Raw genomic sequence first — 15,069 nt, 5'->3', positions numbered from 1 at the left:
GGCGCACCCGTTTGGCAACCGTCGAAGTCTTCAAGGCCCGCGCCCGCTGCCGATGGGAACCGGCGAGCACGGAGCGCTCACCTACGTCGCCATGGATCGGCGACCCGTCAGTCAGTCGCCGAAGGGAGCTGCCTCCGATGCTGGACGACGTCACGTCGGTCGCTCTGCACACCGCCCTGTCCGCGCTCAACCTGCGGCAGCGCGTGACCGCGGACAACATCGCCAACGTTGAGACACCGAACTTCCACGCCCGGAAGGTCTCCTTCGAAAGAGCCCTGGGCGCGGCCGTCGCGAACGGCGACGACCCCGCCGGCGTGGTGCCGTCCGTCGACCGGTCGCTGGAACCCACCCGGCTCAACGGCAACAACGTCAACCTCGACGAAGAGACGGTGTCGAACATCAACACGAACCTGGCCTACCAGCTCGCGCTGCGCGCGCTGGACAGCAAGGCCGGCCTGCTGGGCACCGTGATCAAGGGAACTGCGTGACATGGCCCTCCCCACCTTCGGCGCGATCGGCATCGCCGGTACCGGCCTGACCGTGTACCGCAAGTGGCTCGACGCGGTCTCCGACAACCTCTCCAACCTCAACAACGCGAGCCCGACCAGCGCGGCCGCCTTCCAGGCCCGCTACGTCGTGGCCCAGGCGCAGACCGACGCCAACACCGGCCAGGGCGCCGGGGTCGCCGTCGGCGGCATCGCGCTCGGCGACGCCCAGGGCCGCCTGGTGTACGAGCCGGACAACCCGCTCGCCGACGCCGACGGCATGGTCCGCTACCCCGACATCGACATGAGCGGCCAGATGGTCCAGATGATCATGGCTCAGCGCGGCTACCAGGCGAACCTCGCCGTGGTCGACCGGGCCAAGACGGCCTACGAGGCCGCACTCCAGCTCGGGAGGTCCGCATGACCATGCCCGGTATCGAGGCCATCGGCGCCATCGGCGCCGTCACGCCCGCGCTGCCGCTGTCGGGTACCGAGGCGGCCGCGCCGTCCTCCTCCGCCGGCTCCGGCTTCGCCGCCGCGCTCGGTCGCGGCCTCGAACAGTTGCAGCAGGTGCAGACCCGGGCCGACGACCTCGCCGTCCAGGCCGCCACGGGCACGCTCAGCGACCCGGCCGAGTACATGCTCGCCAGCACCCAGGCGTCGCTGGCCACCCAGCTGACCGTGGCGGTACGTAACAAGGCCCTCGAAGCCTTCAACGAGATCATGAGGTTGCAGGCCTGATGCGTGACCGCGCCACCGCCGCCCTCCGCCGCGCCGTCGAGACGTTCGGATCGTTCACGCCCGGCCAGAAGGCGATCTCCGTCTTCGCGGTGCTCGCACTGGGCATCGGCGGGTACTTCTTCGCCACCTGGGCCGCACAGCCCACGTACGCTCCCCTGTTCTCCAACCTCGCGCCGGCCGACGCCAGCGCGATCGTCGACAAGCTCAACGCCGACGGGGTGCCCTACCAGCTCACCAACGGCGGCCAGACGATCACCGTCCCGACCGACCAGGTGTACGCGCAGCGCATCAAGCTCAGCGGCGCCGGCCTGCCGGCGCAGGCCGACAGCGGGTACGCCCTGCTCGACAAGCAGGGCGTCATGACCAGTGACTTCATGCAGCAGGTCGGCTACCAGCGGGCCCTGGAGGGCGAGCTGAACAAGACCATCAAGTCGATCTCCGGCGTGCAGGCGGCCGCCGTGCACCTGGCCATCCCCACCAAGGACGTCTTCACCGACAACCAGGAGAAGCCGACCGCGTCGGTGCTGGTGCAGACCGCGCCGAGCGCGAAGCTGAGCGCCGCCCAGGCGCAGGCGATCGTCCACCTCGTGTCGTCGAGCGTGCCGGGGCTGGACGCCAGCAACGTGACCGTCGTCGGCGCGGACGGCAAGGTGCTGTCCACCCAGGACGCCGCCGGCGCGAGCGGCGCCGCGGACGCCCGTACCCAGCAGACCCAGGCGTTCGAGCAGCGGATGACCGGTTCGCTGCAGCGGATGCTGGACCAGGTGGTCGGCACCGGGCACGCGGCCGTGCAGGTCACCGCCGACCTCGACTACGACCAGACCGAGACCAAGACCCAGAAGTACATCGCCGACCCGAGCACCCCGCCGCTGGCGGAGACGAAGAAGACCGAGACGTACACCGGCAGCGGCACCCCGGGCAGCGGCGTGCTGGGCCCGGATAACATCCAGGTACCGGCCGGTACCGGCACCAACAACGGGTACAACTCGCAGTCCGAGACCCGCAACAACGCCGTCGGCATGGTCACCGAGACCCGCAAGTCCGCCCCCGGGTCGGTACGCCGGCTGTCGGTGGCGGTGATGCTCGACAGCGCCACCGCCAAGGGTGTGGACGAGGCGCAGGTGCAGCAGCTGGTGTCATCGGCGGTCGGGCTGGACACCAACCGCGGTGACTCCATCGCCGTGAGCACGATGCCGTTCGACACCTCGGCGGCGAAGACGAACGCCGACGCGCTCGCCGAGGCCAAGAAGGCCGAGCAGCAGGCACAGCTGTACTCGGTGCTCAAGACCGGCGGGGTCGTCGCGGCGATCGGACTCCTGGCACTGATCGCCTGGTGGCGGTCCCGGCGGCGTAACAAGGGCCTGCGCAGGCTGCAGGCCGATATCGCGCGGGCCAACGAGGAGCGGATGGCGATCGAGGCGGCGGAACGGGCGGCGCTCGAGGCCGACCTCAACGCGGAGGCCAGGCTCGCGCTCGCACCGGGCGGGGCGGGCGACGACGGGGCCACCGCCGCCGAGCGTGAGGCGCGGCAGCGCGACATCACCTCCCTGGTGGAGCAGCAGCCCGAAGAGGTCGCCCAGGTGCTGCGCGGCTGGCTCGCGGATCGGAGGAGCTGACCATGTCGACCGACACCGCGCAGATCTCCGGTGTGCGCAAGGCCGCGATCATGCTCGTGCAGATGGGCAAGGAGCAGTCGGCCAAGGTCCTGGCGCAGATGCGCGAGACCGAGGTCGAGGAGATCACCGCCGAGATCATGCGGCTCGGCACGATCGACGCCGAGACCGCCGGCCGCGTACTCGACGAGTTCCACGACATGACCATGGCGCACCAGTACGCCCACCAGGGCGGTATGGACTACGCCAAGGAGCTGCTGGAGGCCTCGCTCGGCCGGGAGGCGGCCGAGGCCGTGGTCGGCCGGCTGTCGGCGGCCTTCGTCGAGATGCCGTTCGGCTTCCTGCAGAAGGCCGACCCGCGCCAGGTGCTGTCGTTCGTGCAGGACGAGCACCCGCAGACCATCGCGCTGGTGCTGGCGCACATGCCGGCCGCGATGGCCTCGCAGATCCTGTCCGGCCTCGCCGGCGAGCTGCAGGCCGACGTCGCGCACCGCATCGCGGTCATGGACCGTACCTCGCCGGACATCATCCGGCAGGTCGAGGCGACCCTGGAGCGCAAGCTCTCCTCGGTGCTGCAGCCCAGCGACCTGTCCGCGGTCGGCGGTCTCCAGCCGCTGGTCGACATCATCAACCGCGCCGACCGCGCCACCGAACGGCTCATCATGGAGGGTCTCGCCGCCCGCGACCCGGAGCTGGCCGAGGAGGTCCGCTCCAAGATGTTCATGTTCGAGGACATCACCAGCCTCGACGACCGCGCCGTCCAGCTCGTGCTGCGGCAGGTGGAGACCGGCGACCTGGCGACCGCCCTCAAGGGTGTGCGCGAGGACGTCCGCGAGAAGGTCACCCGCAACCTGTCCGAGCGTGCCGCCGAGAACCTCGTCGACGAGATCGACATGCTCGGCGCGGTACGCCTGCGCCAGGTCGAGGAGGCCCAGGCCAAGATCGTCCAGGTCATCCGCACCCTCGAGGAGTCGGGCCAGATCATGATCAGGCGGGGTGACGATGACGAGTTCGTTGCCTGAGACCGTGGTCCGGGGCGACCGGGCGGTGGCCGCCGTCCGGTTCGACGTGGACCTGCGCGAGCAGCCCACACTGCCCAACGAGGTCGCCCACCGGCTGCGCGCCGAGGCGCAGTCCGCCGGCTACGCGACCGGCTGGGCACAAGGTCGCCGGGAGGCCGAGGTGGCCGCCCGGGCCGCCCGCGAACAGACCGCCGCGCAGGTCCGCGAGCAGGCGGAGATGCAGGCGCTGCGGGTGGAGCAGGCGCTCAGCGCCGTCAGCCGGGCCGTGGCGCATCTGGAGCGGCAGATGGTGCCGGTGGCGACCGAGCTCGAGGACCTCATCGTGCGTACGGCGTTCGCTCTCGCCGAGGCGGTCATCGGCCGGGAGCTGGCGGTCGCCGCCGACCCCGGCCGCGACGCGGTGGCCCGGGCGCTCGCGCTGGCCCCTGCCGGCCGGCCGGTCACGGTACGCCTGCACCCGGCCGATCACGCGACGGTGACCGGCGGACAACTCCGGTCTGTCGAAATGGACGGACGTACGGTCACACTCCTGGCCGATCCGGGCCTCCAACCGGGGGACGCGGTCGCCGAGTGCGACGTCACCACCGTCGACGCCCGGATCGCGCCGGCGCTCGCCCGGGCACGGGAGGTACTGGGACTGTGACAGCCACCCTGCAGCAGCGCCTGCACCGTGGCGCCGCCGCCGCCAGGCCGCTGGTGACGGGACGGGTCAGCAGCGTGCTGGGCCTGTCGGTCGCGGTCCGCGGCCTCCCCGGCCGGGTCGGCGACCTGGTATCGGTGGACACCGGCGGTCAGCCCGTTCACGCCGAGGTCGTCGCGATCGACGGCGAGCAGCTCACCTGCCTGCCGCTGGGCCCGCTGGACGGCATCGGCGCCGGGAACCCGGTCGTGTCGACCGGCGGCCCGCTCCGGGTGACCGTCGGCGACCACCTGCGCGGGCGCGTCCTCGACGGGCTCGGCCGGCCGATGGACGGCGGGCCGGAGCTGTCCGGCGGCGAGCGCGTCGGCGTGGACCAGGCCGCCCCGAACGCGCTGGCCCGCAAGCGGGTGGACGAGCCGCTGTCGCTGGGTGTCCGCGCCCTCGACACCCTCATCCCGGCCGGGCGCGGTCAGCGGATGGGCATCTTCGCCGGCTCGGGCGTGGGCAAGTCCAGCCTGCTGTCGATGATCACCCGCGGTACCGACGCCGAGATCAGCGTGATCGCGCTGGTCGGCGAGCGGGGTCGCGAGGTACGCGAGTTCATCGAGAACGACCTGGGGCCGGAGGGCCTGGCCCGCTCGGTGGTCGTGGTCGCCACGTCCGACCAGCCCCCACTGGTCCGCCTGCGCGCCTGCTTCGTGGCCACCCGGATCGCGGAGTGGTTCCGCGACCAGGGCCGTGACGTCCTGCTGATGATGGACAGCCTCACCCGCGCCGCGATGGCGCAGCGCGAGGTCGGGCTGTCCGCCGGCGAGCCGCCGGCCACCCGCGGGTACCCGCCGTCGGTCTTCGCCCTGCTCCCCCGGCTGCTGGAGCGCGCCGGGCCGGGCGCGACGGGCACCATCACCGGCCTGTACACCGTGCTGGTCGACGGCGACGACCACAACGAGCCGATCGCCGACGCCGCCCGGTCCATCCTGGACGGTCACGTCGTCCTGACCCGCCGGCTCGCCACCTCCGGCCACTTCCCCAGCATCGACGTGCTGGAGTCGGTGTCCCGGGTGGCGAACGCGGTCACCACCCGCGAGCAGCGCGCCGCCGCCATGGAGCTGCGCCGGCTGCTCGCGGCGTACCGCGACGTCCGGGAGCTGGTCGAGATCGGCGCCTACGTACCGGGTACCAACCCCGACGCCGACCGGGCCGCCGCGCTGATGCCGGCGATCAACGCGTTCCTGCGCCAGGACCTCGACGACCCGAGCACGGCCGGGCAGGCGTGGGCGGCACTGGCCGCCCTGGTGAGCGGAGGTGCCGCGTGAAGCGCTTCCGGCTGCGCGACGTGCTCCGCGCCCGGCTGGTCCAGGAGAACTCGGCGCGCGGCGAGCTGCTGCGCGCCCGCCGGGAGGCGGCCGAGGCCGCCGAACGGGTCCGCCGGATGGACGCCGCGATCGGCGCCCGCCCCCGACCCGACTCGCCCAGCGGCGTCGCGTTCGCGGCCACCATGTGGGCCCGCCAGGCGATGGCCGGGGAGCTGTCCATCGCGGTGGCGGCGGCCGGCGAGGCCGACGCGACGGTGGACGCCCGTACCGAGGACCTGACCGCGGCCGCCACCCGCCGGCGCATCGTGGAGAAGCTCGCCGAGCGCCACGCCGAGGCCGAACGGGCCGCCGAGCAGGCCGCCGAACAGCGGGAGGTCGACGACCTGACCAGCACCCGCAACCGAGGGGGGAACCACACCCGATGACGGTCGTCGACGTCATGGACCGTGTCCACGAACTGCGCACGCAGCTCGGCCTCAACCGGCCGGCCGTCGCGGTCGGTGACAGCGCGTTCGCCAGCGCCCTCGGCTCCGCGCAGTCGGCCTGGTCGGCCCTGGACGGTACCGCGTCCGCCGGCTACGGCTCCGCGGCGACCGGGGACGCCGTCGTCGCCTCGGCGCGCAAGTACCTCGGCGTGCCGTACGTGTTCGGCGGCAACGACCCGGCCACGGGGCTGGACTGCTCCTCGCTGGTGCAGCGCGCCTACGCCGACCTGGGCGTGAAGCTGCCGCGCATCGCCGCCGACCAGGCGCGTGAGGGGCAGCCGGTGGCGAGTCTGGCCCAGGCCAGGCCCGGTGACCTGCTGGCGTTCAACTCCCCCGTCGACCACATCGCGATCTACATCGGCGACGGCAAGATGATCGCCGCGCCGCAGACCGGCGACGTGGTCAAGGTCCAGAACGTGTACAAGACACCGAGCGCGATCCGGCGCATCCTGCCCGACACCGCACCGTCGGTCCTGCCGGCGCTGCGCCCCCCGGCGCTGTCGGGCACCGCCGGCATCGCTGGCCTGACCGGCTCCGCCGGCATCGCTGGCCTGACCGGCTCCGCCGGCATCGCTGGCCTGACCGGCTCCGCCGGCGTCCCGTACGCCGACGCCTTCGCCGCCGCCACCGCGAAGTACGGCCTGCCGCAGAACCTGCTCGCCGCCGTGGCGAAGGTCGAGTCCGGGTACGACCCGCGCGCGGTCAGCCCGGCCGGCGCGCAGGGGCTGATGCAGCTCATGCCGTCCACCGCCCGTGGTCTCGGGGTGAACCCGTTCGACCCGGCCCAGGCCATCGACGGCGCCGCCCGGCTGCTGGCGGGCAACCTGCGCGAGTTCGGCTCGGTGCCGCTGGCCCTGGCCGCCTACAACGCCGGCGGCGGGGCGGTCCGCACGTACGGCGGCATCCCGCCGTACGCGGAGACGCAAAGCTACGTACCCAAGGTCCAGGCGGCGCTGGCCGCCCTGCAAGGAAGGGGGACGTCGTGACCGTTCTCCCGGTGAACACGGCGACCATGCCGCGCCCGTCCGCCCGTGGCGGTGACGGGACCGGCAGCGCCGACGGGTTCGGCGCGGTCCTGTCGACCATGGTCGGTGACGCGCCGGCCGGCCGGAGCACCACCGACCGCGACAGGACCGGCCGGAGCACCACCGACCGCGCCGCCAGGGACCGCGACACGACCGACCGCGCCGCCACCGACCGCGCCGCCACCGACCGCGCTGCCGGCCGGTCCGAGGCGTCCGGGGACCGGGCCGGTGCGCCGGGCGGCCGGGCCGGCGCCGGCACCACCCGGGACGGCGCCACCGACGGCCGCGACGACCCCGACCGTGCCGGCCAGCCGGCCGCGGACCCCAGCGCCACCGCCGCGGCGACCGCCAGCGCGGCGGCCACCATCGCGTGGCTGGCCATCGCGGCGACCCCCACCGCGGGTACCGCCACGCCCGCCGGCACCGGCGCCCCCGTGGTCTCCGGCACGTCGGCGATCGCGGGCATCTCCGCACCGGCCGGCACGCCGACCGGCCCCGCCACGCCGGTGCTGACCGCCGTCCCTACCGGCCCGGTACCGGCCGCCGGCACCGCGCCGGACGCCACCACCACGGCCACCCCCACTCCGGACGCCACCGCCGTACCGGCCGGGACGCAACCGACCCCCGCCGCACCGTCCCCCGGCACACCCGCCGGCCCGGTACCGGCCGCCGGCACCGCGCCGGACGCCACCACCACGGCCACCGGTGCACCGGACGCCACCGCCGTACCGGCCGGGACGCAACCGACCCCCGCCGCACCGTCCCCCGGCACACCCGCCGGCCCGGTACCCGCCACCCGGACCCCCCCCGCCGCCACCACCACGGCCACCCGCGCCCACCACGCCACCGCCGCGCCGGCCGGGACGCAACCGGCGGCCGCCACCGCGGACGGCAGGCCGGTACGCGAGACGGACGACCGGGCCGGCACCGACCCCACGCCAGCGGCAACGACCGGTACCGACGCCCTCGCCGCCGCCCCCACCACCGTGGCGCCCGCCCCCACCCCGGCCACGGCCCCGGCCGCCGCGCCCACCGCTGCCGCCCCGACCACCCCCGCGGCCCACGCGGCACAGCTCGCCGAGCGGCTGGTACCGCTGCGAAAAGGCCCCGACGGCGTACATCGTTTGACGATCCATCTCAACCCGGTGGATCTCGGGCCGATCAGTGTGACGGCGGAAGTCCGCGGCGGGGACATCCACGTACACCTCGCCGGCGCGACCGACGCCGCCCGGGACGCGCTCCGCGCGGCCCTCCCCGAGCTGCGCAAGGAGTTGCAGGGCTCGGGGTTCGGTTCGAGTTCGCTGGACGTGTCCCGGGACGCGCCCGGCAACGGCGGTGCGCCGGGCCGGCAGGCCCGCGACCACCAGCCTGGCACCCGTCCCGAACCGGCGCGACCCGACCGCACCGAGCGGTACCGGGCCTCGACCGGGACGGTTGCCCCGCGTACCGGCCACGCCGGCCTCGACCTGCACGTGTAGAGCGAAGGAGTTCCGTGACCACCATCCCGACCGGCTCGATCGGGGACGTCCTGAGGGCCAGCGGCGCCACACCGACGACGGCGCCCGCCCGCCAGACCGGCGGCGAGCTGGGCAAGGACGACTTCATGAAGTTGCTCGTCGCCCAGCTGCGCTACCAGGACCCGAGCAGCCCGAGCGACCCGAGCGCGTTCATGGCGCAGACCGCCCAGTTCACCATGCTCGAGAAGCTCACCAACCTCGCCGACGCCCAGCAGCAGCTGGTCGCGGCCCAGCTCCAGTTCGGTGCCAGCAACCTGGTCGGCAAGACCGTCAGCTACACCGACTTCGACGGCACCGAGAAGACCGGAGTGGTCTCGGCCGCCACGTTCACGGGCAGCAGCCCGACCGTCAGGGTCGGGAACACGGACGTACCGCTGTCCTCCGTCAAGGAAGTCCGCAACGGCAGCACAGCCGGCTGACGCCGGCTGAATGCAGCAACGCCGGCTGACCGGCAACCCTTACCGAGGAAGGCTATTCATGCTCCGTTCCCTGTTCAGCGGCATCAGCGGCCTGCGCGTCCACCAGACGATGATGGACGTGACCGGCAACAACATCGCCAACGTCAACACCGCGGGCTACAAGTCCTCGCAGAGCGTCTTCGAGGACACGCTCAGCCAGATGCTCAAGGCCGCGGGCGCGCCCCAGAACGGCGCCGGCGGCACCAACCCGGCCCAGGTCGGCCTCGGCGTGCGCCTCGCCGGCATCAACACCAACTTCACCCAGGGCGGTACCCAGACCACCGGGCGCAGCACCGACCTGATGATCAACGGTGACGGCTTCTTCGTCGTGAAGAGCGGTGCCGAGAACATGTACACCCGCTCCGGCGCGTTCAACTTCGACACCAACGGCGTCCTGACCGGCCCTGGCGGCGCGGTGGTCCAGGGCTGGATGGCGACCAACGGCGTCATCAACACCAACGGCGCGACCACCGACGTGAAGCTGCCGATGGGCACCCTGCTGCAGCCGACGATCACCACGAAGGCGGCGGTGAGCGGCAACCTGCCGGCCGACGACCTGAGCGCGGGCACCACGCCGGTCCTCACCTCGATGACCACGTACGACGCCCAGGGCAACGAGGTCACGCTGTCCGTGTCACTCACGCGCAACTCGGCCAACAGCTGGGACGTCACGATCAGCGACGGCGTCAACCCCCCGTCGACCAGCACCCTCACCTTCACCAACGGCGGCACCCCCACGTTCGTGGCCGACGCCACCACGCCGACCGCGACGACGAAGCTGTACAACGGCATCACCGTCGACTTCGCGGGCATGAGCAGCTACGCCGGCAGGTCGACGGTGTCGTCGCGCAGCCTGGACGGCTCGGCGATGGGCTCGCTCCAGTCGTTCACGATCTCGCCGGACGGCACGCTCGTCGGCGTGTTCTCCAACGGCCTCAAGCAGCCACTGGCCCAGATCGCCATGGCGACGTTCAACAACCCGAACGGCCTGGAGAAGGCCGGCGGCTCGATGTACCGCACGACCGTCAACTCCGGCGTGGCGCAGCTCGGCACGGCCGGCTCCGGCGGCCGCGGGGACCTGCAGAACAACTCGCTGGAGATGTCCAACGTGGACCTCGCCCAGGAGTTCACCAACCTGATCATCGCCCAGCGCGGTTTCCAGGCGAACTCCAAGGTGATCAGCACCTCCGACGAGCTGCTCAACGACCTGGTGAACCTCAAGCGCTGACGCGCGTACGCCACCGCGTCGGCGGAGGGCGGTGGGCCGGCTGCCGTCAGCCGGTCCGCCGCCCTCACCGCGTTTCGGCCGACAAACCCTCAGCCCCGCCCGAAATCCGCCGATGTAACCGACAGACCCAAGGATGGGTCCCCAGACTGTCCACCCCTCGGGCCACGAGCCGGGGCCCGGGCGGTCGCCCGACCACCCGCTCCAAGGACGGACCACCGTGATACTCCTGACGCGCCTGAACGGCCCGGTCTTCGCGCTCAACCCGGACCTGGTCGAACGCGCCGACGCCACGCCCGACACCGTCATCACCCTCGTCGACGGCACCAAGTACGTCGTGGGTGAGTCGCTGGCCGAGCTCGTCGCGCTGATCCGGCGGTACCGCGCGTCCGTGGTCGCCGACGCCCAGCAGATGGTCAGCCAGCCCGCCGTGGCCCGCGGTGAGGCCGTTGTCTCCGACGGTACCGACGGCACGGACGGCGACGATCCCCGTGCCAACGTCGTCCCCCTTCACCGCAGGGAGCGCTGATGGATCCGGCAAGCCTCATCGGCGTCGGCATCGCGTTCGTCGCCATCTTCATCTCCATGACCATCGAGGGCACCCCGGTCTCGCACATCATGCTGCCGGCACCGCTGCTCCTGGTGTTCGTCGGCACGTTCGGCGTCGGTATGGCCAGTGGTCTCCTGCGCGACACCACCGGCTTCGTCAACCAGATCAAGCGCGCCTTCCTCGCCAAGCCCGGCAAGCCCGACGATCTGGTCGAGACGATGGTCAAGCTGGCCGAGAAGGCCCGCCGCGAGGGTCTGCTGGCCCTCGAGGACGCGATGAAGGACGTCGAAGACCCGTTCCTCAAGCGCGGCCTGCAGCTGGCGATCGACGGTACCGACTCCGAGGAGCTGCGCGAGATCCTCGAGGGCGAGGTCGACGCCAAGCGCAAGGCCGACAAGGCGGGCGCGAAGATCTTCACCGACATGGGCGGCTACGCCCCCACCATCGGCATCATCGGTACCGTCGTCGGCCTGGTCCACGTGCTGTCCAACCTCAGTCAGCCGGAGACGCTCGGTGAGATGATCGCGGCGGCGTTCGTCGCGACGCTCTGGGGCATCCTGAGCGCCAACGTGATATGGCTGCCGATCGGCAACCGGCTCAAGCGTGTGTCCGAGGTGGAGTGTGCCCAGATGGAGCTGGTGATCGCCGGCATCATCAACATCCAGGCCGGCGCCAACCCGCGCCTGGTCGCCCAGAAGCTACGCAGCCTGCTGCCGCCGGGCAGCGAGCCGAAGAAGAAGGCCGCCTGATGCGCACCGGGCGACCCCGACGCGAGGCACCGCGATGAGCAGCCACAAGGTGGGCCGCGGCCATCACAAGAAGCACTCCGCCCACGAGGAGGAGCACGAGAACCACGAGCGGTGGATGGTCTCGTACGCCGACATGCTGACCCTGCTCTTCGTGCTCTTCGTGGTCCTGTTCGCGATGAGCCAGGTTGACGCCAAGAAGTTCACGGCGCTACGCGACGGCCTGGCCAAGGGCTTCGGCGCCCCGGCGGTCATGTCGGGCACCCAAAACTCGGTGCAGACCGCGGGCGGCTCGAGCAGTGCGATCGACGTCGCCGCCGGGGTCGGCCAGATGCCGGACAAGCCGCAGACCCAAGCTCAGGACGCGGCGCTGCAGAAGGCGGTGCAGGACGCCGACCGGGCCCGCCAGCAGCGCATGCAGGGCAACGCCGAGAAAGAGGTCAGCAACCTCGAGGAGATCAAGAGGCAGATTCTGGAGGCGGCGAAGAAGCAGGGCATGGAGGACTCCGTCCGCTTCGGCATCGACGAGCGCGGACTGGTCGTCACGATCGTCACCAGCGAGGTCGTCTTCGCCGGTGACCGGGCCGACCTGCTCCCGGCGGGCCGGCGCATCCTGGACGCGGTGTCGCCGGTGCTCGCGCCGCTACCCAACAAGATCGAGGTCGACGGGCACACCAACCAGCTACCGGTACCGACGGTGAACTACCCGAGCGCCTGGGAGCTGTCCAGCGCCCGGGCCTCCACGGTGGCGCGGTACCTGATCGCCCAGGGCCACCTGCCGGCCTCGCGCCTGTCGGTCGCCGGTTTCGCCGGTGAGCGGCCGCTGTACGACCCGAAGGACCCGAAGGCGCCCGAGCTCAACCGGCGCGTCGACATCGTCGTCCTGTCCACGCTGCCCGCCGCCGAACGGGCCCTGCTGCCGTCGGCCGTCCACGCCGAGTGACCTCTCACGCGGTCGAGTGACCCCTCCCCGCCCGCACAGACGAAGGAAAGATCATGGCCAAGGAAGAGAAGGCCGCCGACGCGGCGCCGAAGAAGAAGTCGAAGAAGAAGCTGATCATCATCGTGGCCGCCGTGGTGGTGCTGCTCGGTGGCGGTGCCGGCGGGTACTTCGCGTTCTTCTCCGGCCCGTCGGCGCCGCCCGCGCCCAAGCCGGGCAAGGTCGTCGCGCTGGACGCGATCACGCTCAACCTCGCCGACGGTCACTTCCTCAAGCTCAAGCTCTCCCTGCAGGCGACGATGGACGCGACCGAGGAACCGGACGGCAGCAAGGCGCTGGACATCGCCATCTCCGAGTTCAGCAACCGGCCGCTCGCCGAACTGGCCTCCAACGCCGCCCGCGACAAGGTCAAGGCCGAGCTGCGCAAGAAGATCAACGAGGCGTACGAGGGCCACGTGATGGACATCTACTTCACCGAGTTCGTCATGCAGTAGCGCTCCGGGGCCCCCGCCCGCCTACCGGGCGACCGGGCTCCCCCAATCACCCGACAGGGTTTCCTCAAGCGGGGCCCCGGCCGGCCGATGGTGGCGGCGTGACTCAAGCGCCGTCCATGGCCGGCCCCTCCCGCACCGCCGGCCGGATCAACCGCCGGGCCAAGAGCGCCGGACCGGAGCCGTACGACTTCCGACGCCCCAGGAATCTGTCCCGTGAGCACGTCCGGACGCTGCAGATCGCGTACGAGACGTTCGCACGCCAGTTCACCACCATCCTGACCACCAGCCTGCGCGCGGTGTCCCAGGTCACGCTGGTGTCGATCGAGCAGTTCAGCTACGACGAGTACATCTCGTCGCTGGAGAGCCCGACGATCGTCGCCAAGGTGAGCATGGAGCCGCTGCCCGGCACGGCGCTCGTCGAGTTCTCGCTGGCCATCGCGATGGCCTCGATCGACCACATGCTCGGCGGTTCCGGCGGCGCCCAGCCCCAGCGGCCGCTGACCGACATCGAGACCCCGCTGCTGCAGAACCTGCTCGACCGGGTGCTCGGCGAACTGCGCTACGCGTTCGAGGGCATCGCCTCGATCAAGCCCCAGCTCGCCGGCATCGAGTACAACCCGCAGTTCGTCCAGGCCGGTGGCGCCTCCGACCCGGTGATCGTGGCCTCCTTCGAAATGCGCGTCGGCGCCGAGGAGTGCGTGGCCACCATCTGCCTCCCGTTCGGAATGATCTTCTCGCAGCTGCAGGGCGACCGCACCGACGTCCGGCTCAGCCCGGCGCAGCGCGCCGCCCGCGACGCGGCCCACCACAACCTCGTCGCCGGCATGGAGAGCGTCCCCCTCGACGTCGCGGTGCGCTTCGCGCCGATGCGCATGCGCCCGGAGGACCTGATCAACCTCCGCCCCGGTGACGTCGTGACCCTCAACCACCCGACGACCCAGCCGCTCGCGGTCACGACCGCCGGCTTGACCTTCGCCCACGCCGTACCCGGCAGCCAGGGCTCCCGCCTGGCCTGCCTGATCGTGGCACCCGCCAAGGAGGAAGACCGCTGATGACCGCGCACACGTTGACCCCGCAGGAACTGGGCCGGGTACTCGCGGCCGCCGAGGCCGCGGTGGCGCTGCTGCCCGCCAGCAGCCCGCTGTCGACCGGTACGCCCACCCAGGACGCGGCCGCGATCATGCTCGAGGGCCAGGCGATCCGGGCCCGCTTCGCCGGCGCCGCGCAGGGCGAGGTCCTCGTCATCGTCGCCCAGGACCTGGTCGACGCGTTGAGTGACACCCCGCTCGGCTCGCTCGACGTCACCCAGGCCGTCCGGCCGGCCATCGAGGCCGCCGCCGGCACGCTCGGGCCGGTCGTCGTCGACCCGGGCAACGTCACCGACGCCGCCGAGTCGCTGGCCGCGCTGGCCGCCGCGGGCGGGGCACTGGTACCGCTCACCGACGGCACCGAGGTGCGCGGGGTCGTCGGGCTGCTGGTCAAGGTCGACACCACGCCCGCCGCCGAGGCGGGCGACCGGTCGGCCGCCGCGGAGCCGTCGGCTCCGGCGCTGCGCAACGGCCTGGACCTGCTCCACGACGTGGAGATGGAGGTCACCGCCGAGCTGGGCCGGACCCGCATGAGCGTGCGGGAGCTGCTCTCACTGACCCCCGGCAACGTGGTCGAGCTCGACCGCGCCGCCGGCGGGCCGGCCGACCTGCTGGTCAACGGCAAGCTCATCGCCCGCGGCGAGGTCGTCGTGATCGACGAGAACTTCGGCATCCGGATCACCGAGATCATCTCCCCCACCGAGCAGCGGGCGTAAGGGGCGCC

At 72.2% G+C, this 15,069-nt stretch carries 18 protein-coding genes; all 18 read left to right on the top strand.

What is annotated here, in order from left to right:
- The first annotated feature begins 137 nt into the window (after positions 1–137).
- The 18 genes from ACNTMW_RS21990 (at position 138) to fliN (ending at position 15,061) form a co-directional block, all read left to right on the top strand.
- Positions 138–488, top strand: coding sequence for a flagellar basal body rod protein FlgB (locus tag ACNTMW_RS21990; protein WP_426635611.1), 351 nt, complete (start codon positions 138–140; stop codon positions 486–488).
- A gap of 1 nt (position 489) precedes the next feature.
- The gene (locus ACNTMW_RS21985; protein ID WP_426635610.1) at positions 490–909 is read left to right on the top strand and encodes a flagellar basal body rod protein FlgC; all 420 of its coding nucleotides are present in this window, start codon (positions 490–492) and stop codon (positions 907–909) included.
- Positions 906–1,226 carry a flagellar hook-basal body complex protein FliE gene (gene fliE / locus ACNTMW_RS21980; protein ID WP_426635609.1) on the top strand — a complete coding sequence of 107 codons (321 nt, stop codon included), beginning with the start codon at positions 906–908 and terminating at the stop codon, positions 1,224–1,226. Before ACNTMW_RS21985 ends, fliE begins: the two co-directional genes overlap by 4 nt.
- On the top strand, positions 1,226–2,842 hold the full coding sequence (gene fliF / locus ACNTMW_RS21975; RefSeq protein ID WP_426635608.1) for a flagellar basal-body MS-ring/collar protein FliF: 1,617 nt from the start codon (positions 1,226–1,228) through the stop codon (positions 2,840–2,842). Before fliE ends, fliF begins: the two co-directional genes overlap by 1 nt.
- A gap of 2 nt (positions 2,843–2,844) precedes the next feature.
- Entirely contained in the window at positions 2,845–3,861 is a 1,017-nt protein-coding gene (gene fliG / locus ACNTMW_RS21970) for a flagellar motor switch protein FliG (protein ID WP_426635607.1), read from the top strand.
- The gene (locus tag ACNTMW_RS21965; protein WP_426635606.1) at positions 3,854–4,504 is read left to right on the top strand and encodes a FliH/SctL family protein; all 651 of its coding nucleotides are present in this window, start codon (positions 3,854–3,856) and stop codon (positions 4,502–4,504) included. Before fliG ends, ACNTMW_RS21965 begins: the two co-directional genes overlap by 8 nt.
- Positions 4,501–5,817: a FliI/YscN family ATPase gene (locus ACNTMW_RS21960; RefSeq protein WP_426635605.1), complete on the top strand. Its 1,317-nt coding sequence runs from the start codon at positions 4,501–4,503 to the stop codon at positions 5,815–5,817. Before ACNTMW_RS21965 ends, ACNTMW_RS21960 begins: the two co-directional genes overlap by 4 nt.
- Positions 5,814–6,242, top strand: coding sequence for a flagellar FliJ family protein (locus ACNTMW_RS21955; RefSeq protein WP_426635604.1), 429 nt, complete (start codon positions 5,814–5,816; stop codon positions 6,240–6,242). The genes ACNTMW_RS21960 and ACNTMW_RS21955 overlap by 4 nt, the downstream gene beginning before the upstream one ends.
- Positions 6,239–7,288: a transglycosylase SLT domain-containing protein gene (locus ACNTMW_RS21950; protein ID WP_426635603.1), complete on the top strand. Its 1,050-nt coding sequence runs from the start codon at positions 6,239–6,241 to the stop codon at positions 7,286–7,288. The genes ACNTMW_RS21955 and ACNTMW_RS21950 overlap by 4 nt, the downstream gene beginning before the upstream one ends.
- A complete protein-coding gene (gene fliK, locus ACNTMW_RS21945; RefSeq protein WP_426635602.1) occupies positions 7,285–8,805 on the top strand; it encodes a flagellar hook-length control protein FliK in 1,521 nt (506 codons plus the stop codon). The genes ACNTMW_RS21950 and fliK overlap by 4 nt, the downstream gene beginning before the upstream one ends.
- Before the next feature lie 14 nt (positions 8,806–8,819).
- Positions 8,820–9,263 carry a flagellar hook capping FlgD N-terminal domain-containing protein gene (locus tag ACNTMW_RS21940; RefSeq protein WP_426635601.1) on the top strand — a complete coding sequence of 148 codons (444 nt, stop codon included), beginning with the start codon at positions 8,820–8,822 and terminating at the stop codon, positions 9,261–9,263.
- A gap of 58 nt (positions 9,264–9,321) precedes the next feature.
- Positions 9,322–10,530: a flagellar hook protein FlgE gene (locus ACNTMW_RS21935; RefSeq protein WP_426635600.1), complete on the top strand. Its 1,209-nt coding sequence runs from the start codon at positions 9,322–9,324 to the stop codon at positions 10,528–10,530.
- A 217-nt stretch (positions 10,531–10,747) separates the two neighbouring features.
- A complete protein-coding gene (locus ACNTMW_RS21930; protein ID WP_426635599.1) occupies positions 10,748–11,056 on the top strand; it encodes a flagellar FlbD family protein in 309 nt (102 codons plus the stop codon).
- Positions 11,056–11,826 (top strand): motility protein A, encoded by a 771-nt coding sequence (locus tag ACNTMW_RS21925; protein ID WP_426635598.1) that lies wholly within the window; start codon positions 11,056–11,058, stop codon positions 11,824–11,826. The genes ACNTMW_RS21930 and ACNTMW_RS21925 overlap by 1 nt, the downstream gene beginning before the upstream one ends.
- Positions 11,827–11,860: 34 nt before the next feature.
- A complete protein-coding gene (locus ACNTMW_RS21920) occupies positions 11,861–12,766 on the top strand; it encodes a flagellar motor protein MotB (protein WP_426635597.1) in 906 nt (301 codons plus the stop codon).
- Between the two features lie 53 nt (positions 12,767–12,819).
- On the top strand, positions 12,820–13,257 hold the full coding sequence (locus ACNTMW_RS21915) for a flagellar basal body-associated FliL family protein (RefSeq protein WP_426635596.1): 438 nt from the start codon (positions 12,820–12,822) through the stop codon (positions 13,255–13,257).
- Positions 13,258–13,355: 98 nt separating this feature from the next.
- Positions 13,356–14,309: a flagellar motor switch protein FliM gene (locus tag ACNTMW_RS21910; protein ID WP_426635595.1), complete on the top strand. Its 954-nt coding sequence runs from the start codon at positions 13,356–13,358 to the stop codon at positions 14,307–14,309.
- Positions 14,309–15,061, top strand: a complete 753-nt coding sequence (gene fliN, locus ACNTMW_RS21905) for a flagellar motor switch protein FliN (protein WP_426635594.1) — start codon at positions 14,309–14,311, stop codon at positions 15,059–15,061. The genes ACNTMW_RS21910 and fliN overlap by 1 nt, the downstream gene beginning before the upstream one ends.
- The last annotated feature ends 8 nt before the right edge of the window (positions 15,062–15,069 follow it).

Source organism: Planosporangium spinosum (genome assembly GCF_049999945.1).
Classification (GTDB): Bacteria; Actinomycetota; Actinomycetes; order Mycobacteriales; family Micromonosporaceae; genus Planosporangium; species Planosporangium spinosum.
Note: the sequence above shows the minus strand (reverse complement) of the source record. Positions and strands in the feature narration are given on the sequence as shown.